The organism is Bacillus sp. EB106-08-02-XG196 (assembly GCF_013396335.1).
Lineage (GTDB): Bacteria > Bacillota > Bacilli > Bacillales > Cytobacillaceae > Neobacillus.
The window spans coordinates 93,505-112,349 of the sequence record NZ_JABWSY010000005.1 but is presented as its reverse complement, the minus strand read 5'-3'; the positions used below and the strand labels follow the sequence as shown (position 1 = coordinate 112,349).

The 18,845-nt window shown below is 40.6% G+C and carries 22 protein-coding genes; 12 read left to right on the top strand and 10 right to left on the bottom strand.

What is annotated here, in order from left to right; translation table 11 throughout:
• Position 1: 1 nt before the first annotated feature.
• Positions 2–574: a twin-arginine translocation signal domain-containing protein gene (locus tag MLOOGBEN_RS29790; RefSeq protein WP_483296385.1), complete on the bottom strand. Its 573-nt coding sequence runs from the start codon at positions 572–574 to the stop codon at positions 2–4.
• Positions 575–652: 78 nt separating this feature from the next.
• Positions 653–1,414 (bottom strand): formate dehydrogenase accessory sulfurtransferase FdhD, encoded by a 762-nt coding sequence (fdhD, locus tag MLOOGBEN_RS09350; protein WP_179157992.1) that lies wholly within the window; start codon positions 1,412–1,414, stop codon positions 653–655.
• Between the two features lie 455 nt (positions 1,415–1,869).
• On the opposite strand from fdhD, the gene pdxK reads away from it, so the two are divergent.
• From pdxK to bshB2, 3 genes are all read left to right on the top strand, one after another.
• Positions 1,870–2,697, top strand: coding sequence for a pyridoxine/pyridoxal/pyridoxamine kinase (gene pdxK, locus MLOOGBEN_RS09345; protein WP_179157991.1), 828 nt, complete (start codon positions 1,870–1,872; stop codon positions 2,695–2,697).
• 345 nt (positions 2,698–3,042) lie between these two features.
• Complete coding sequence (locus MLOOGBEN_RS09340; protein WP_179157990.1) at positions 3,043–3,393, top strand: YojF family protein; 351 nt, start codon at positions 3,043–3,045, stop codon at positions 3,391–3,393.
• 19 nt (positions 3,394–3,412) lie between these two features.
• A complete protein-coding gene (gene bshB2, locus MLOOGBEN_RS09335) occupies positions 3,413–4,084 on the top strand; it encodes a bacillithiol biosynthesis deacetylase BshB2 (RefSeq protein ID WP_179158180.1) in 672 nt (223 codons plus the stop codon).
• 106 nt (positions 4,085–4,190) lie between these two features.
• On the opposite strand, the gene MLOOGBEN_RS09330 is transcribed toward bshB2, so the two are convergent.
• Positions 4,191–4,934: a Crp/Fnr family transcriptional regulator gene (locus MLOOGBEN_RS09330; protein WP_179157989.1), complete on the bottom strand. Its 744-nt coding sequence runs from the start codon at positions 4,932–4,934 to the stop codon at positions 4,191–4,193.
• 243 nt (positions 4,935–5,177) lie between these two features.
• Between MLOOGBEN_RS09330 and MLOOGBEN_RS09325 the strand changes: the two genes are divergently transcribed.
• From MLOOGBEN_RS09325 to MLOOGBEN_RS09295, 7 genes are all read left to right on the top strand, one after another.
• Positions 5,178–5,621: a cytochrome C gene (locus MLOOGBEN_RS09325; protein WP_179157988.1), complete on the top strand. Its 444-nt coding sequence runs from the start codon at positions 5,178–5,180 to the stop codon at positions 5,619–5,621.
• A gap of 16 nt (positions 5,622–5,637) precedes the next feature.
• The gene (gene nosZ / locus MLOOGBEN_RS09320; protein WP_179157987.1) at positions 5,638–7,506 is read left to right on the top strand and encodes a Sec-dependent nitrous-oxide reductase; all 1,869 of its coding nucleotides are present in this window, start codon (positions 5,638–5,640) and stop codon (positions 7,504–7,506) included.
• 136 nt (positions 7,507–7,642) lie between these two features.
• Entirely contained in the window at positions 7,643–8,209 is a 567-nt protein-coding gene (locus tag MLOOGBEN_RS09315) for a hypothetical protein (protein WP_179157986.1), read from the top strand.
• Positions 8,206–9,546 (top strand): nitrous oxide reductase family maturation protein NosD, encoded by a 1,341-nt coding sequence (gene nosD, locus MLOOGBEN_RS09310; protein WP_179157985.1) that lies wholly within the window; start codon positions 8,206–8,208, stop codon positions 9,544–9,546. The genes MLOOGBEN_RS09315 and nosD overlap by 4 nt, the downstream gene beginning before the upstream one ends.
• A complete protein-coding gene (locus MLOOGBEN_RS09305; RefSeq protein ID WP_179157984.1) occupies positions 9,510–10,307 on the top strand; it encodes an ABC transporter permease in 798 nt (265 codons plus the stop codon). Before nosD ends, MLOOGBEN_RS09305 begins: the two co-directional genes overlap by 37 nt.
• On the top strand, positions 10,304–10,981 hold the full coding sequence (locus MLOOGBEN_RS09300) for an ABC transporter ATP-binding protein (protein ID WP_179157983.1): 678 nt from the start codon (positions 10,304–10,306) through the stop codon (positions 10,979–10,981). Before MLOOGBEN_RS09305 ends, MLOOGBEN_RS09300 begins: the two co-directional genes overlap by 4 nt.
• Positions 10,978–11,880, top strand: a complete 903-nt coding sequence (locus MLOOGBEN_RS09295) for a FixH family protein (protein ID WP_179157982.1) — start codon at positions 10,978–10,980, stop codon at positions 11,878–11,880. The genes MLOOGBEN_RS09300 and MLOOGBEN_RS09295 overlap by 4 nt, the downstream gene beginning before the upstream one ends.
• An 85-nt stretch (positions 11,881–11,965) precedes the next feature.
• On the opposite strand, the gene MLOOGBEN_RS09290 is transcribed toward MLOOGBEN_RS09295, so the two are convergent.
• From MLOOGBEN_RS09290 to MLOOGBEN_RS09280, 3 genes are all read right to left on the bottom strand, one after another.
• On the bottom strand, positions 11,966–12,199 hold the full coding sequence (locus MLOOGBEN_RS09290) for a hypothetical protein (protein ID WP_218781119.1): 234 nt from the start codon (positions 12,197–12,199) through the stop codon (positions 11,966–11,968).
• A gap of 21 nt (positions 12,200–12,220) precedes the next feature.
• Complete coding sequence (locus MLOOGBEN_RS09285; RefSeq protein ID WP_179157980.1) at positions 12,221–13,075, bottom strand: Cof-type HAD-IIB family hydrolase; 855 nt, start codon at positions 13,073–13,075, stop codon at positions 12,221–12,223.
• 74 nt (positions 13,076–13,149) lie between these two features.
• The gene (locus MLOOGBEN_RS09280; RefSeq protein WP_218781118.1) at positions 13,150–13,815 is read right to left on the bottom strand and encodes a DNA alkylation repair protein; all 666 of its coding nucleotides are present in this window, start codon (positions 13,813–13,815) and stop codon (positions 13,150–13,152) included.
• 146 nt (positions 13,816–13,961) lie between these two features.
• Between MLOOGBEN_RS09280 and MLOOGBEN_RS09275 the strand changes: the two genes are divergently transcribed.
• The gene (locus MLOOGBEN_RS09275) at positions 13,962–14,114 is read left to right on the top strand and encodes a hypothetical protein (protein WP_179157979.1); all 153 of its coding nucleotides are present in this window, start codon (positions 13,962–13,964) and stop codon (positions 14,112–14,114) included.
• A gap of 45 nt (positions 14,115–14,159) precedes the next feature.
• Here the strand turns inward: MLOOGBEN_RS09275 and MLOOGBEN_RS09270 are convergent, their stop codons facing one another.
• The 4 genes from MLOOGBEN_RS09270 to MLOOGBEN_RS09255 form a co-directional block, all read right to left on the bottom strand.
• Positions 14,160–14,363: a hypothetical protein gene (locus MLOOGBEN_RS09270; protein WP_179157978.1), complete on the bottom strand. Its 204-nt coding sequence runs from the start codon at positions 14,361–14,363 to the stop codon at positions 14,160–14,162.
• Positions 14,364–14,478: 115 nt separating this feature from the next.
• On the bottom strand, positions 14,479–15,591 hold the full coding sequence (locus MLOOGBEN_RS09265; protein WP_179157977.1) for a PRK06851 family protein: 1,113 nt from the start codon (positions 15,589–15,591) through the stop codon (positions 14,479–14,481).
• A gap of 158 nt (positions 15,592–15,749) precedes the next feature.
• Positions 15,750–16,226, bottom strand: a complete 477-nt coding sequence (gene ybaK / locus MLOOGBEN_RS09260) for a Cys-tRNA(Pro) deacylase (RefSeq protein ID WP_218781117.1) — start codon at positions 16,224–16,226, stop codon at positions 15,750–15,752.
• Between the two features lie 101 nt (positions 16,227–16,327).
• A complete protein-coding gene (locus MLOOGBEN_RS09255) occupies positions 16,328–16,732 on the bottom strand; it encodes a hypothetical protein (protein ID WP_483296384.1) in 405 nt (134 codons plus the stop codon).
• Between the two features lie 295 nt (positions 16,733–17,027).
• Here MLOOGBEN_RS09255 and MLOOGBEN_RS09250 point away from each other — a divergent pair, with 295 nt between their 5' ends.
• Entirely contained in the window at positions 17,028–18,836 is a 1,809-nt protein-coding gene (locus MLOOGBEN_RS09250) for a TIGR04190 family B12-binding domain/radical SAM domain protein (protein ID WP_179157975.1), read from the top strand.
• Positions 18,837–18,845: the final 9 nt, after the last annotated feature.

Below are 18,845 nucleotides of genomic sequence, written 5' to 3'. Positions count from 1 at the left end.
GTCATATTCGTGCCTGGTGCTCTAAATAGGTGACACCAAGCCCTCTCATCATTTTAGAAAGCAGGTACGTCTCTTCATTATCAAGAGCTGCTCCGCCAAGGCTTGCAATCGCCTCGGTCTTATTCACTGTCATGCCGTCTTCACTTACAACAAATGTTTTATCACGTGTTTCTTTCGCACGCTTGGCAATGGTTTCATACATCCATTCCCAATCTTTTTCTTCCCACTTATTACTTCCTGGTGCACGATAAAGCGGTTTCTTAATACGTTTTTCAGAAGTATATAACTGTCTAATTGTTGTTCCTTTACTGCATAGCTTACCTTCGTTAATTGGGTTATCCGGATCCCCTTCCGTATAAACCACTGTGTTGTCCTTTGTATGGACTAATATTCCACAGCCAACGCCGCAAAAGCAGCAAATGGTTGGTGTAACAGTTGATTTGGCAATTTTGAATTCTTTTGTGCTGGCATACGCTTTTTTCTCATTAAAGCCTAGCTCAGCTACTGCTAACGTCGCTGCAGTGGCACCAGACAACTTCAAGAATTGCCTGCGGTTTAAGTTGATTTCAACCATTTTTCTATCTCCTTCCCATAAATTGAATAGAACATCCCATTATCTATCTAATTACTGCTTGGTCGTTAATTCCCCCCTTCAATGCATCTCGACAGCGGGTATTTCCAATAAATCATTTTCAACTCTGCCTGTTGAGGTGTAAATATTAGCCATTTTCCCTCGTAAATAGCCAATAACCTCAATGTTTAAGTATTTAGCCAATTGAACGGCCTGCTTGGTAGCTGCTGTTCGTGAACCAATAACAGGAAAGCCAAATTTCGCTGCTTTGGAGAGCATTTCATATGAAACCCTGCCGGTTGTTAATAAAACTAACCGTTCAGGCTGTAAACCCAATCGTAATGTGTGGCCAATGATCTTATCGACTGCATTGTGCCTGCCTATGTCTTCGCGGACGGTGATAGTGCCATTTTCTTCAACAATACAAGCACCATGCATGCCGCCGGTTTCTAAGTAAAACGGTGAATTTTGAGCAAATTCACTTCGCTTTTTTAATAAAAAACTTAATTTATAGCTGTGTTCAGAAGATACTTTTTGAAAATTCTTCACGTCTGTCATCGAGAAAAACGTGACTCCGCGGCCGCAGCCAGCCGTATAATGCTTCTTTTTCGTAAATAACTCTTCTTCATTAAAGCCATTCAGAAGTGAGACGTTGATGCTTCCCATCTCTTCATTAATAGTTATGGATTCAATCTCACTCGCTTCCTGAATAAATCCTTCAGAAAACAAATAACCATAGGCCCAATCCTCTAAATCATGTTTCGTTAGTTGAAATACGGCTATCTCATACCCATTTAAAATTAAGGTAATCGGATATTCATCAGGACATCCTTTGCGGTACATTGTTTTCCCTCCTTTCAGGAAATACCATTCTAGAACTTTTCAATTGTAATCATGTTAACCAGCCTTCTCAGCGACATTTATCACAATTTACAGCACATCCAAATGAATTAGCTATGCCTTTTAAATTTATAATCAATATCGAAGCCTAGATTTCAGGACTTTGACGAACCTTGGTCTTTTTTGTGTCAGATTATCGAATTTATTTCAAAACTTCCTGCTTTAATGCCATTTGTAAGCGATACCAAATTGTCTCTTGTATCTTTAGTACTATCGTACGATGAGTCTTTTTTCTCGGAAGTAAGAATTATCACATATAAACATCTAAATAATATAAAAACGGTCATTTGTCATCTTTCTGACAAAATCAATCCATGGCAAAATTTCTGCTATATTTCTACATTTGATTTATAATAGGAATAGTGATTTTCACCAACTAGTTTTTAGGAGGAGTACATATGACAATTAAAAAGGTTATGACGATCGCGGGTTCGGACACAAGCGGGGGTGCAGGGATTCAGGCTGATATCAAAACATTCCAAGAACTAGGTGTGTACGGAATGACGGCACTGACTACCATCGTTACGATGGATCCTAAGGATTGGCACCATAGCGTGTTTCCAATCTCCGTTGAGACGCTAAAACCACAAATCGACACCGTCCTATCAGTAGGAATTAACGCCATGAAAACAGGTATGCTTGGTACAGTTGAAATTATTGAGTTAGTCGCAAAGGTGATCGATGAACATAAAATGGAAACCGTCGTCATTGACCCTGTTATGGTGTGTAAGGGTGAGGATGAAGTCTTAAATCCGGAAACCACTGACGCTATGCGTGAATTATTACTGCCACGCGCATTAGTTGTGACACCTAACCTTTTCGAGGCTGGCCAATTAGCTCAAACAGGCCCCGTTAAAACCTTAGAACAGATGAAGGAAGCAGCACGAAAAATTCACGATTTAGGTGCTAAATATGTGGTAATTAAAGGCGGCAGTAAGCTGTTAACCGAAGAAAAATCAATTGACCTTTTATTTGATGGCAAAGACTTCACCATTTTTGAATCCGAAAAAATTGAGACGAACTTCACTCATGGTGCTGGCTGTACCTTCTCATCTGCTATTACCGCAGAACTGGCAAAGGGCCGTTCCGTTATCGAAGCAGTTGAAGTTGCAAAGGACTTCATTTCTGCTGCGATCAGCCAAGGCTTCCGCTTAAATGAATTCGTCGGACCTACTTGGCACGGTGCCTACCGCGGAGCAAAAACCGAATACTGCACAGATTGTTAATCAACTTGCCGTTCATATCGAACGGCTTTTTTAATTATAGGCTGTGTTAAAGGGATACTGTTGACTTTAGAACCTGTTGATTGGAGTGGAAGGCGCTTGACTCCTGCGGGATGAACGAGCTGAGTGAGACCCCGCAGGAGCGAAGCTGCGAGGAGGCTTCCCGAACCGCCTGCGGAAAGCGAAGCGCCTGGAGCACAAATCAACAGCCAAGTTTAATAGAGCCTTTATTATAAAAAACAAGGCTAACATTTCGCTTTTTCAATGTGATTTTAGTATGATAGATACATTATTAAATACACTAATTTATAGATTACATACCATGTACAGGGAAAGGAGCAAAGACATATGGAACCGATTAAGAATCATCTCCAGGTTCAAGAAGTGATTAACAGGTTCGCGAATCAGGATGTATATATTCACCTGGAAACCACGAATGGTGCCTATGCATCCCACCATGATCAAACCTTCTTTTCAGCAGGTGCCTATATTCGAAATGCGCTGGTCCGATACGAACATGGGAAAATCACCGGAACTGACCCCTATCGTGTCGGCTTAAAAATTAACCTTGGCTGGATTTATGCGGAAGGTCTCACTCATTTTGAAGTCGATGAAGAAGACCGCTTGCTGTTAGCAGGCCATGATAACAAAGGGAAACTCGCGGTTGCCCTAGAAATCAGCCCTACACCGTTTGAGTAATGGAAAGGAGGAGCCTTTTATGGAAAAAGAACGTCATCTATTAGTCGTCTTTCCACATCCAGACGACGAAGCTTTTGGAGTATCTGGAACCATTGCCACTCATATACAAAATGGTACTCCTGTCACTTACGCCTGTTTAACCTTGGGTGAGATGGGCCGTAACATGGGGAATCCCCCTTTTACCAACCGAGAAAATCTCCCGAAAATTAGAAAAGAGGAGCTTAAGGCTGCCGCTGATGCCTTAGGTATTCAAGATTTACGAATGCTGGGGTACCGTGATAAAACGGTTGAGTTTGAAGACGATGAGAAGCTGGCAAATGCGATGTTGTCATTAATTAATGACGTAAATCCATCACTTGTCATCACTTTTTATCCTGGCTATTCTGTTCACCCCGACCATGACGCTACCGGTGCGGCGGTGGTAAGGGCAATCGAAAAGATTCCTGCCGACGCAAGACCGAAGCTGCACTGCGTTGCTTTTTCAAATAATTGCGTGGAGGAACTCGGTGAGGCCGACATTATCCATAACATCACTAGTGTTGCAGATAAAAAACTGGCTGCCATTCAAGCCCATCGCTCGCAGACGGAGCAAATGTTTGGAGACGTAACAGAAAAATTGAAAAACCAAGACCCGCAAATGATGGTCTGGATCAATAATGAACGATTCTGGACGTATAAATTTGATAATTAAATTTGACCTTTTTCATAAATAGCCCTGATTAAGGACAAATCTTTCATAGTCTCATTGAGTTTTGTCCTTAACCAGCAAAAAAGCCTTCGTCCATGACGAAGGTTTTTTAATAAGCTGGATTCATTAAGGTGCACAATTTGCACATATCAAGGATGATGATTTTCCTTGATTTCATATCGATGATTCCTTCTTTTTTCAGCTTCGAAAATACACGGCTTACGCTTTCCCGTGTGGTCCCGACTACTGTAGCAAACTCTTGAATCGTTAAGGGGATTTCAATATTCCATCTCGAGGTTGAATTATTAAATTTATTCCCTAACCGCTCTAACGTCTTTACCGTCTTCGCATAAACATCTAACAAGGCAACATCTCTTAAGGTGGAAGTCATTTCACGAAGAGAATCGCTCATGTATTCGATCATTTGAACAGCTAGCTCGGGGTATTCATGAAGACCCTTCTCTAATTCCATTTTATCTAAAAAGAAAAGCTGACCATCTTGGAGCATAGTGGCCGTCGCCGGATAGAGCTGTGAGGTTTTCGAGAATAGGCAAGCCTCCGCAAACACATCACCCTTTTGCTTCATACAAACAATGATCTCATTACCGTGTTCATCCTGCTTTGTTAGCTTTACCGCTCCCGAATGAATAAAAAATACCCCTTTGGCCACGTCATCTTCACAAATAACCTGTACTCCTTTTTTAATGGTTACTGTTTGAATCCGATTGGCGATTAGATGAATGGATTTTGCCGATAAATCCTTAAAAATGACTATTTTTCGTAGAAAGTCCTCGATTTTCAACTCTCTTACTTTGCCAAATGGCTGTTCCTCTAAAGCATGTACGGGATTCATTCTGCTCCTCCTTCCCTTTTTAAAAATCGCTGTGATACCACATATGTTACCTCCATTGTAGTGAAAATCGTCTCATCTTGAAGTGATAATTTTCACAAAACGTTCAATTTCTTAAAACCCTTTCATTTCAACGCCCTTCACAAAACGTTCAAAGTTGACTAAAAAAATGTGAGAAACGTCACATTTTAAATATTGATTTCTAATTAGGATGAAGTTGTTCATTAGACAGAAGGAGGGGGAAGTATGAATAAGGCAATTATCAGCTTTGTCGTTAGCATCGTAATTGGTTTTGGTCTTGGGTACTTGGTATTTGGCGTCATTTTGGGAGATTCCGATAACCAGACTCAAGTCGCTCAAACAGAACAAACAGACAAAGCAACTGAATCAGAAGGACAAAAGGAAGATCCAAAAGAGGAAACAGCAACGGTGGATGCCAATAACATCCTTAGCAGTAAAGGATGTCTCGGCTGTCACGCAGTTGATAAACTTGGCCTCGATGGCGGGGCAACGGGCCCAGATCTTTCCAAAGCCTTTACAGAGGTTGAAGGAAAGCATGGCAAGTCACTTGATGAATTCTTAAAAGAACCAACTTCCGCGGTTATGTCGAGCGTTATTGGCGGCAGCCCATTAACAGATGAAGAACGCGCGCAAGTGTTAGATATGTTGAAACAAGCTTCAGAAAAATAATAAGGTGGTGTAATAGATGAAGAAATGGATTCCAATCGCCTCAGGTTTACTAGCAGGCTTTGTCGCAGCAACGATATCCTTTGCTGACTTTTCAAAAAGCACGAACAATCAAGTTGCTTCTAGTAATAACAAAAGCAATGCAGAAAAGGTTTATGTACCATTCGGTGAAAAAGATGATTACTACCTATTCGCATCAGGCGGCCACTCTGGTCAAATGTTTATCTATGGTGTTCCATCCATGCGTCATATACGAACGGTTCCAGTATTCTCACAAGACTCTGCTACAGGATATGGGTTTGATGAGCATACGAAGAAATTAATGGGTGACTACACATGGGGAGACCTGCATCACCCGGCATTTTCAGAAACAAAGGGTGACTATGACGGTAAATACATGTTTGCAACGGATGTCGGAAACAGCCGTGCAGCTGCCATGGATTTAGAAACGTTTACTGTAAAGGACATTATTAATGTTCCAAATACTAGCGGCCCACACTGTGCGGCGTTCGTTACGGAAAACACTGAGTATATGTTCCTGCCAACACGGTTCGCAGTACCAATCGGCTCTGAATATAAGCCATTAGACGAATACAGCCAGCAGTACCGCGGTGTAATGTCAGCCGTAACGTTCGATCAAAACAAAGAAAAACTTAATGTTGCCTATCAGGTTGCCCTGCCGCCATGGTCTTATGATTTATCTGACGCTGGTAAGAAAGACTCTGGAGATTGGGCAGTTATGACAACGTACAACACAGAAGAAGCAACAACGAATCTTGAAATTAATGCTTCCCAGGCTGACCGTGACTTTATTGTTCTTTTTAACTGGAAAGAGCTTGAGAAAATGGTTGCTGACGGACAATATGACGAGGTTACTGGTCAAAAAATGATTTTCCCTGAAAAGCATAAAGGCGGCATTTACCTTGTTCCTGTTGCGAAATCACCACATGGTGTTGACGTAACGCCTGATGGAAAGCACTTTATTGCCTCTGGAAAACTCGCACCATCGATGACCGTATTCTCTTTTGAAAAAGCATTTGAAGCTGTGAAAAACCAAGAATTTTCTGGTGAACGTAACGGTATTCCAATCCTAAAATATGAATCTGTAATGGAAAGAGAAGTTAACCCTGAAAACGCCCTTGGACCGCTTCACACTCAGTTTGACGACAAAGGAATGGCTTACACAACCATGTTCATTTCTTCTGAAATCGTGAAATGGGATCCAAAAACAGGCGAAACATTAGATCGTGTTCCTGTACAGTATTCACCAGGACACTCTGTAGCAGCTGAAGGTGATACCGTTGCCCCTGATGGAAAATGGCTGATTGCCTTGAACAAGATTGCAAAAGACAGCTATTTATCCGTTGGGCCTTCACATCCTGAGTCCATGCAATTGATTGATATTAGCGGCAAAATGGAGATTGTTCAATCTTCACCAGTTAACCCTGAGCCGCACTATGCCCAAATCATTAAGGCAGATAAGATTAAAACGATTGAAGTTTATCCGAAGGATGAAAGCAATAAGCTTGCGACGTATAAGCAAGATCAGGCTAGGATCGAACGTAAAGGAAACGAAGTTCATGTCTATGGTATCGCGATGCGTTCGAAGTTTATCTTTGACGCAAAAGCAAAACGTCCAGATGTGATTGAAGTCAATCAAGGAGATAAGGTGTTTATCCACTTAACGAATACGGATTTTGATGAGGATATTACCCACGGATTTGCCATCAACAAATATGACTTAAACATTGAGGTTCAGCCAGGTCAAACGAATACAATCGAATTTACTGCAGACAAAGCAGGTACGTTCCCGCTTTACTGTACTAACTTCTGTTCAGCACTACACCAAGAAATGACCGGCTACTTCCTTGTAAAACCAAAGAATTAGCAGAAAAGCGGAAACGCCTTGCTCAGGGGCTTATGACCCCGAGCCCCTAGGCGTTGGAGCTAGACTCAATATGTTGGCGGTGGGTATCAATTGATTCAATTGATACCCTTCTCCGTATAGAAGGGACTTGTTTTACATGAAGGCAAAGAAATTATCACTCGTATCGTCTATACTGATTGCACTTGCTGCTGTCTTGGTTGGACTCTCATTATTTTTCCCATGGTGGCAAATGATTTTCTTTGCGCCGCAATATCCAGAAGGGTTAAATATAATTGTTTATCCAAATAAGCTTGAAGGCGAAATCGATATTGTTAACGGCCTAAATCACTATATTGGAATGGAAAATTTCAGTGAAGAGAATTTCCCTGAATTAGCGTATCTATCATACTTAGTCATTGGTTTAGCTGCACTTACCCTCTTGACGGCCATCCTGCGCAAGAAGGCAGTGCTTTATGGATTAATTGGTTTGTTTATCATAGGCGGTGCGCTTGGAGTTTGGGACCTTACCCGTGCACTTCGTAAATTCGGTACCAACTTAAGCCCGACCGCTCCGATAAAAATTGACCCTTTTGTTCCACCCCTTTTAGGGCATAATACAGTTGCAAACTTTGTCACTGAAAGTATTCTTGGATACGGTGCGTATTTCCTTATCGCAGCCTTTATCCTATTACTCATTCCGTTGTGGAAGGATCGAACAAGATGAAAAAATTACTGCTCTTTCTATTCGTTTTCTCTATCACATTTTGTATCAACCCTGAGGAAAATAATGCTGCCGAAAACTTGCAAGCCACGATCGACAGCTTGGAAGAAGGAGCAGTTCTGAAGCTTGAAGATAAAACGTATGAAGGCAATCTTGTTATCAACAAAGAGTTGACCCTTATTGGAAAGGCAAATACCGTTATCAAGGGTGACGGAACTGGGAATGTTATCTCCATACAAGCTCCCAATGTGACCCTTAGAAAGCTGACTGTTACCAATAGCGGCATGGACCGCAACTCTGCTGAGGAATATGCGGGCATTAAGATTCATACAAACGGCAATGTCGTGGAACACGTCAAAATTGCTGATTCCTTTCATGGGATCTACTTAAGCCAAGCACACGAAAATACTATCAACCATGTTGAAATAAAAGGAATGGGCAAAGGAGAAATTGCACCACAAGGCAACGGAATCCATGTCTATTACGCAAATCATAACCTCTTCACCCATAACACCATTGAAGGCACCCGTGATGGTATGTTCTTTGACTACGCAAACAACAACGAAAGCTATGAAAATAATATAAGCGACACAAGGTACGGCCTGCATTACATGTATTCCGATGAAAATATTTTTAAAAGTAATACCTTTACAATGAATACGGGCGGCGCTGCGGTCATGAATTCCAATCGTTTGCTCCTAGAGGATAACCATTTTATCGTAAACTATGGAAACCAATCGTTCGGATTATTACTACTTCAAGCGAATGATAATCAAATAAAAAACAATACCTTTTATATGAACCAAAGAGGTATCTACATTGATCAAGCGACAAGAAATACGATTCAAGGAAATAAAATCTCTCAAAACCAAATTGGAATTGAGCTTTGGGCTAGTTCTAACGAACAAGTTTTTACAGGAAATCTAATCACCGAAAACACTATTCCCGCCGTGACAATAGGCGGAACAGGAGAAACCAATTTCTGGAGTCATGAAGGCAAAGGCAATGACTGGGGAAACTCCTTCCCGCTCACTGATTTAAACCAGAACGGCATTGGGGACTTTCCAATAACCTATCGATCATCGTTATATCAATTAATTGAAGACCAAGAATTATCTTATTTATTTTTAAAAAGTCCAGCACTCGCTATCTATGAAAAAATGAATGCAGTATTGGTGGATGAAAAGGTGATGTTTAATGACCCACATCCGCTCGCAGCTGCAAAAGGAAATCACAACCTTATACTTTTTGCTCTGTTAGGGGTCGCCGCAATACTGATATTACTAAAAGGGAGACATTTACTATGCATTACATTTGGAAGGAATGGAAGGAAAATATAAGAGGAAAAGGATTATGGCTCGCCTTAAGCATCATTGTTCTCATATCAGTCAGCATCTTGTTTCGTTCCACTGCCCTTTCATTTGACAAAGGCTACTATGTTCTCTTAATTAATTTGTTTGATACGATTATTTACTTTATCCCGATACTCTGCTTGTTTATTGGCGCCTTTTCTATTTTTCAAGAAAAGGAACAAAAGACGTTAATCATGCTTCTGACAAAAAAAGATTCTTATGCTAGTTTTTTACTGCGGAAAAGTTTAGGACTTTATGCCGTCGTCCTTATACCAATCCTAGTCTGGTTTTTTCTCTATTTATTATTGCTCAAGTTTAATTTCCAACTGGATATGAAGGCGTATTTCATCTTTATTTTAGCCATTGTGACCTTGTCACTGGTGTTCCTGCAGATGGGAGCGGCAATCGGCAGCTTCAGCAGTTCAAGAATGCAGATTATCGGCTATACGATTTTTGTTTGGTTTTACTTTTTCTTCCTGCACGACTTTATTTTGCTCTCATTTTTACCTGATGTTACCCATGAAAATGTAAAATTATTTTCATCACTGTATTTTTTAAATCCCCTGCAGTCTGTTCGAATGTTCTTAGAAACCGGGATGGGCGTTTATTCGTTTGGTCATATGTCACGGCTGCTGCAGGCCTTCATGTGGACTAAACCAGCATTCTTCTTGCTTTTTAATCTTGTATTCTGGCTGATCACTTCCATCATCACAGCCATTGTTTTTCACCGTAAGGAGGGATTTGAATGATAACGGTATCCAACTTAAACCAATCCTTCGGGAAAAAATTAATTCTAGAGTCTATCAATATTGAAATTAATAAACATGAAATTTGTGCCCTTGTTGGGCGTAATGGTGCTGGAAAGTCCACTTTTATCAACAGCCTGCTTGGGCTCCTTCCAGTCAAACAAGGCACGATTAGCATTAACGGAGGTCAAGTGACCAAAAAAAATCATGACTGGAAAAAAGCAATTGCTTACCTGCCAGAAAAGTTTCAGCTTTATCCCATGTTGACAGGGCTTGAGAATATTACCTTCTTTGCTGAGGCCGCCTGTAAGAAAGTTGAACAAGACCGTATCGAGAGCGTCCTTAAGTCGGTAAGTTTGTGGGAGGACCGCAGTGTTCAGGTAAAGAAGTATTCAAAAGGGATGCTGCAGCGCCTTGGGTTGGCCATCACCCTCTATCAGGATTCAAGTATTCTGATTCTCGATGAGCCTACAAGCGGGATTGACCCGATGGGACGAAAGGAAATTTTAGAGGTGTTAAAATCGCTTCATGATAAAACCATCCTTCTCTCCTCGCACCATCTAGATGAAATCAAGCAGGTTTGTACACATGTCGCTTATTTAAATAATGGAAAAATGGAGAAGTATACTGTAGAGGAATTTTTACAAACACATAATCTTGGAGGAATTGAATCATGAAAAAAGTGATGAGGCTGACCGCACTGCTGCTCCTTGCCGTATTGGCAGGCTGTAGTGCCGACCCTGAGTATAGTATTGAAGTGGTAAAACCAATCTATCAACTAGCAGATAAAGAAATGCCCTTTGAAATAAAGGTTACAGAAAAAGAGGAGGCAGCATCCGGACTTAACGTATCGGCTGAGTTTTCAATGACAAATATGGACCACGGCACAACGGAAGTGGAACTAACAGAAGCAGAAGATGGGATTCATTCCGGTAAGGTCGAACTCCCCATGACCGGTAAATATGAAATTTTCTTTGTGTTAGAAAAGGACGGGAAAAAGGCAGAAAAGGTCATCAATTATGAGGTCAAGCAGTCGGAAGGCGTTGCTTCCATTAACGGAGAATGGATTACCAATGAGGATATTGAGTTTTACAAGTTTATCAACTATCTTCAGCTAGCCATCAACCGTGAAACTGATCAAAAGCGCTATACTGGCGACCAGCTAAAAGAAGCATTAACTTACTGGGATTCACAGGAAAAGCTGGTAGAAGATCAAAATCAATTATTAACGCAAATCATCCGACTCCGCTCGATGGCAATGCTCGCTGAAGAAAAGGGACACACCGCCACAGACGCGGAGGTCGAAACAGAAATCACTAAAGTCCGCGACCAATACAGCCAGTATGAATCCGCGAAGGCGATGATCAACGAATACGGAGAAGATAAATTTTGGGAAATCGAAAAGCAGCAATATCAACTCATCGTCCTCTCCCAAAAAGTACAAAAAGACATCATCGAAAAAGTAAAAAAAGAAAACCCTAAAATGGGCCAGCAAGAAATCAACTTCCAAGCCCAAAAACAATACGAAGAACTGCTAGTATCGCAGGTTAACTCAATGAAAATAGTCATCCTTTAGCGGTGATACCGTTAACGGTGACAGGCACCATTTATGCAAAATCCGCTGCTTATGCATCGTATTTTGTATAAATGGTGCCTGTTTTTTAGTCTTCAGGTGTGTTGATGATTTTTAGGGTTTTGAAGCCCAGGTTAATTTTGTAGTTAAGGTTCCAGTTTGCGCCTTGAATTTCGATTTCGTTTTCTTGGAGGGTAAATCTGAGCATGACGTCATTGTCTTCATCGATGATGGCGTAAGAGTTTTTGTTTGTAAAGATTTGATAAGTAGGATGAGCAATCAGTGTCCATCCATATTGTAATTTATTGCTTTTTGTCGTCATATTCACACCAGCCTTTCCTTCCTATAAAACTTCCAGAATTGCCTTGGCTACTCCGTGCTCATCATTTGATGCGGTAATCACATCACAAAGCGATTTTATTTCATCGGCTGCATTTCCCATCGCAACCGCTCTCCCGACTCTTTCTAACATCGAGACGTCATTAAAACTATCGCCCATTGCCATGGTCTCAGCTAATTGTATTCCCTTTGCCTTCACAAACGCTTCTAGCGCTATTCCCTTTTGTGCATTCTTATTGGTAATCTCTAAATTTTCATGTCCAGAACTGGAAACAACGAGTTCTTCTAACTCATAAAGTTCGTTAGCTGCAGCCTCCAGTCTCTCAGAGTCAAAGGAAAAGGCTAAAAATTTATAAATTTGAACGTCATCATCTGAAAATAGCAGGTCATAGCTTTCAATACCGTGAACCAAGCCATCTCGAACTCTAGCTCCTGCTGCATAAAGGACTTTTTCTTGATCAGCGTCCGGGTTGGCGCTGACCACAATATCAAATAGAATGGAAACTGCCTTTTCAAGATCTACACTGTATGTACCTTTGTTCGTGTAAGCTTCAAAATAGATATCACTCTTTGTTAGCTTGTCTGCAGCTTTCCTCGCTACTTGTTTATTAAGTGGTACAGATGACAGAACTTCACCTTCTCTGCTGCGAACCTCTGCACCATTGACACCAATAACAGGGCATTGTAATCCAGCTTCCTCTAAGACATAACTCGCTTCCTGATACGACCTTCCGGTTGCCACAACCACATCAATTCCCTGTGCCTGTGCTTTTAAAATGGCCTCTTTGTTTTCCTGGCTAATTTGTTGCACGGAATTTAATAATGTACCATCCATATCTGTTGCAATACACTTAATCATGTTGTCCACCTGTTCCCTTTTTAAAAGTTACTGCCATTCTAACATGATTCCACTAGACATTTTCACCATTCTGCTCAGGAAAGATACTTGCTTCCTTCTCTGATACTTAACGGTGCCAGCTGATTTCCCTCAATAAACGCCTTAACGGACTCAGGGTTTGTTTTGGAGTATTCTCTTAAAGCCCAGCCAATCGCTTTTTGAATGAAGAATTCTTTACTCTCGGCATTCTTCACCATGTATTCATAGAGAAGTGCTTCATTCGTTTCATTCTTATATTTTAATTGAAAGAGAATCGAGGCTCTCCGCAGCCAAAGGTTATCATGTACTGACCATTGATTAATGGTCTCTTCGACTAGCTCAGGATATTTTCGAGCAAGCTCTCCCACTAGAGGAGCAATTGAATCCACACTATCCCACCAGGATTTAGTTATAATTAATGTTTCAAAGAAGGAAATCACATCTCTTGGAAGTTTCTTTATGAACTTCCCCATATATGTAATGGCTGTATAGTGATATTCCCTTTCATCCTTTTCCCAAAGACCTTCTACGAAATCCTTGTTAAATTCCTCTTTCAGTATTCCTGTCTCTTTAAAAAATTGCTTTTCCAGCTCTTTTCGTAACGGTGACTTAATCCCTAAGAAAGGGAAGTGATCCTTCATATATTTTTTCATGGGTCCGGCATTATCAGCATTTCGATGCTCTTCAAGCAAAGCGGTTAGTTTTTCTACATCATTTTTCAAAATTCTCACTCCTGAAAAATCACTATAGTGCTATTTTAGCTCTTTTAATAATTCTATAAACCCACACAATACCCTCTATTAAAATGCATAATGACTGCCCTAAATGCCAAACTAAACTGTACCAAAGGATGAAAGGAGAGGATTTTATGACGAAAAAGGTTAATAAAGGCAGTAAAAACCAAAATTCACCTCAGGCAGGCCATGCAGAGGCTGAATTCGCTAGTGAATTTGTCAGCGGAGATAACAGCAAGGGCAATAAGCGAAATAAAAGCCAGCAAAGCAAAACCAATCCCCAATAGAAAAGAAGTCGGCTTTCCACATTGGGAGGCCGACTTTGCTTTCATCTATTGAGGGGTGGAAATGGCTGCAGGTGAAGTACGTATGTCTTTATTTCCTTCATTATTGAACTGATTTTGTAAATCTATGTTGGCTCTTTCTGCTTCTGATTGTGCCTCAACGGGGGCATGGACCTTTCCATCTTCCAATTGTCTATTTATTTCAATATTCGCTTCTACAGTATCATTTGCTGAATTCGGGTCATTTTTCACGGTAAACATCTCCCTAATCGTTTGTTAAAGAACATACCGTTATCTTTCCCAGCCAGCACATAAGTATCACAAAAAAACTGTCCCGATGTGAGACAGTTGATAAATTGCTCTTTTCCTACTGAGTGTTGACAATATTGTTTAATTCTAATTCCCTAATTTCTTCTGCAATCCTATTCTTAATATCTTCAACCACAGAAAAATCCATTGCTGGGACGTATATCGCTTCAAGCTTATCATGAAGTTCTTTTGCTCGCGCTAAATAAGAGATCGCTTCCTTCATTTTACTTTTATAGCTTGCCGCAATAGGTTTAATTTGATCTTCATAGATTTCATCTGTTCCCGGAGTAATCAGAAGTTCATACATATCGATAATTTCATCGCCGGCACGGCTTGGGAAATACTCGTGTGGTGCTGTACTGTCAAAGATGGCAATGCCCAGCTCTCTAAAAATAACCATATCCAGACTATTCGGGTCAAATCCGCAGTGAAAAACCTCTATATCAATCCCTCTAGCTTCTGCAGCAGCTGCTAATTTCTTTAACATAGTCGATTTTCCAGAACCAGGACGTCCTTTAATAAAATAACGCTTTTCAATATCCTCTGTTAAATTCGGAACAAAATCGACTGCACCAATTGGTGTCGCTGCCCCAAGGAATCGATGGCGGATATCGGATTGCTTATTTATTTTTAACTTACCAAAAAACGATTGAATTAATTTATTGGTCAGCTGGTCTGCTTTTTCAAAATCCATATTTTCAATATAAATTTTCTCCCAATCATCATGTACATCTAATGCCTGTTTAAAGGTTGAGTAAGCTAAATGAAAGGAAGCACTAATTTGTTTTGTTAAGCGCTCAATGTTCTTTTTCTCAGCGGCAAGCGCTTTTGCGTCCCATGCCTCACCCAAATTGATATACTGTTCTACTGCACCTGGTGCCTTGGGTTCGATGACATGTGGAGCTGTCCCATCAACGATTCCTACCTTTAAGGCGCGGATGATGACACCATCAATGGAATGATTATCTGATGAGCAATGTAAGTATTCAATATCATATCCTTTATCGACCCATTCATTGCCTATTTTTTTCATCAGTGAGGATTTTCCTGTCCCAGGACCGCCTTTAAGAATATAGATCCGTTCGAGTCCTTGAAGATTTGAATCATACAGGCTATGGAATCCTTTAGCGGTATTCCCGCCTGCAAAATAATTTTTTATCTTACCTGCCACACTGAACACTCTCCTTTACGTGACATAGCGTAGTTTAAATTGTCTAGCTGCAGCGCCTAGGAAAAATTGAACTGCATTTTTCCCTGTTCAAGGCGCTTCCGCTTTTCATTTCTCCATATCCTATGCAATGCCAGTTTTATAGGTGAATGCCTATTAAATTATTTTCTAACATCAGGTGTTTCAGCCCTTGTCAGATCTACTAACATTTTTGGATCAATGACGATTTGAACGCCTATTTTCCCAGCACTGACCACCATTCGCTCAAGCTCTAAACAACTTTCGTCTAAAAATGTCTTATATTCCTTTTTCATGCCAATTGGGGAGCAGCCTCCGCGGATATACCCTGTCCATTTCAGAATGTCCTTAACAGGGATCATCTCGACATTCTTTTCCCCCGCGGCCTTTGCAGCCTTTTTTAAGTCTAATTCCGACTCAACCGGTATCACATAAACATAGATACTTTTACTTGCTCCTTGCGCCACCAGTGTCTTATATACTTCCTTTGGGTCTCTTCCAATTTTTCCAGCTACTGACACCCCATCGATTTTTCCATCCAGATTATCGTATGTAAGCACCTCATAGGCCATCTTCTTTGCATCGAGAATCCGAATGGCGTTTGTTTTCACCTTAGCCATTTTCCTCATCCTTTATTTTTTACAATGATTATACCAATTTCACGCGCAAAATAATAAAAATAGGGTAACGAACCATACGGTTTACTACCCCATTTATAGATCTATGAGCATCTAAATGATCGAATTCTTCTTAGATCGGTTCCATAATATACCCAGCGGAAGTTTCTCCAACGATACCCGGCAACTGAATCTCTTCCAACATATGTTGGATAAAACCAGAAACTACTGCCACTGTTCAGCCAAATATAGGTATAGCGGTAAAGGCATCCTCTGATCGCTCCAGGGTCAACAGCGTATAAAGAGGGTGATTCTTGTGGCGTGTAGGATGGTGGCGGTGAAGATGGCGGTCCATCTTGTTGTTGTCCTCCTCCAAACGGCGGGAAACCTTGCTGTCCACCACCAAATGGAGGGGGCTGGAATCCAGGGGGAGGGAATCCAGGCTGCTGTCCACCGCCAAACCGTGAAGGGATATAGGGCATTTCATAACCATAATAATACAAGGGCATATTCCTCCTTTAATATGTTTTCCCTCTACTATATGTTTTCTGCCTAACATGGTGAGTGGTCAGCCATACTCTATAAAGCCCAACCATACACCTAATCTCCACATTGTTGTCACCCGTTTGTCACTCTATAAATCCATCATTATAGTAAAATAAAGGTAGCTAGAAAATACTTACAGTTGTGAATGAGGAAACCATTTATCAGGTTAATCCCTTAGTCACAGTTAATACAAAGAAATCATGTGAACTTCTTCACAATAATTACTATATATATTTAAAATAGAAAAGGGTGGCTTATATGAAGTATGATTTAGTCCTTTTACACGCACCAAGTGTTTATGACTTTCGAAAAAATTCCCTGCTTGCAGGACCCATAAGCGATGTAGTACCGTCATCACCAGTATTTGAAATGTATCCCATTGGATTAACAAGTATTGCTGACTATTTAGAACGGTATGGACTTCGCGTTAAAATTATCAACATTGCCAACCGGATGCTGATGAGTGAGAAATTCGATGTAGAAAAGAAGCTTAAAAAAATCAATACACGTGCCTTCGGAATTGACCTGCACTGGCTGCCACATGCACACGGCAGTATTGAATTAGCTAAAATTGTTAAAAAAATGCACCCTGATACACCGATGATTTTTGGAGGCTTATCCGCTACCTATTATCATAAAGAGCTAATTGATTATCCATTTATTGATTTCGTTATGCGCGGGGACTCAACAGAAAAGCTTATGCTTCTCTTAATGAATAAATTAGAACTCGGAAATACTCATTATGCTGACATTCCAAACTTGACCTGGAAAAAAGGCAGCGAAATTGGCTATAATCCTATTACTTACGTACCAAAGGATTTAGATGATCTTGACGTACCAGGCTATCGCTATACAGTCCGATCCGTGTTTAAATATCGCAACTTCCTGGATCCACTGCCATACAAGGGCTGGCTTGAATATCCCAACACTGCGTTACTAACAGCAAGAGGCTGTTCGCAAAACTGTCTCATCTGCGGCGGTTCAAAGGATGCCTATGATCAAAACTGTGGAAGAAGCTCTCTAGCACTGCGTTCACCAGAAAAGCTTATTGATGACATTCAGTTTATTTCACGCTTTAGCCGTGCACCAATCTTTATTCTGCATGATCTAAGGCAAGGCGGCCGTGAATATGTAAAAGAGTTCTTTAGCCGTCTTAAGCAGCTTAATCTTAAAAATGAAATCGTCTTTGAATTATTCCAATACGCCGGCGAAGAGTTTTTCCAAATGATGAATGACAGCTGTTCTAAATACAGTATTGAGATTACCCTGGAAACTCATGATGAAAAAATTAGACGTTATAATGGAAAATTCAATTGTACCAACCCTAAAGTAATCGAAACGCTTAACTTTGCCTTAAAGCATGGTGCTAAAAAAATAGACTTGTTCTTTATGACAGGTATTCCTAGTCAAACCTATCAAAGTGCCATTGAAAATATTGATTTTTGTGAGGAAATCCACCTTGCCTGCAATCAAGACCCTAGACTTTTCTACTTTGTGGCTCCGCTTGCACCGTTCCTTGACCCTGCAAGCCCGGCATTTGAAAATCCAGAGCTTCATGGCTTTAAGAAATTCTGTCATACCCTTGAGGACCACCGCAAGGCGATTACCCAGCCATCCTGGAAGCATATGCTCAGCTATGAAACGACACAAATGACACGTGATGATATCGTAAGATCTACCTATGATTCTGCTCAAAAATTAAATGTGTTTAAATCAAAATACGGTCTAATTGATCAAGCTGGCTACGAGGAAATCAAAGGCAAAATTGAAAAATCACAAGCCTATATTGAAAAAATTGATTATGTTCTTTCGCTGCCTGAAGAAGAGCAGAAGGCGGAATTGGATTTAATTCAGAAGGAAATTGAAGAGTTAAATAAATATAGTATTTGCGGTAAGAACGAGTTAAAGTGGGAAGTCCAAAAGAATTATGCGAACTTTTTCTCCCTTGCATTAGTTGGTTTAGAGCAGCTCTATGAAGAGTATGTAATAAAAATCAAACATTCCTTACAACCAAAGCTTCGCCATCAATTTAAACTAGAAACTGAACAACAAAAGGCAAAAATGTAAGAGAATGTT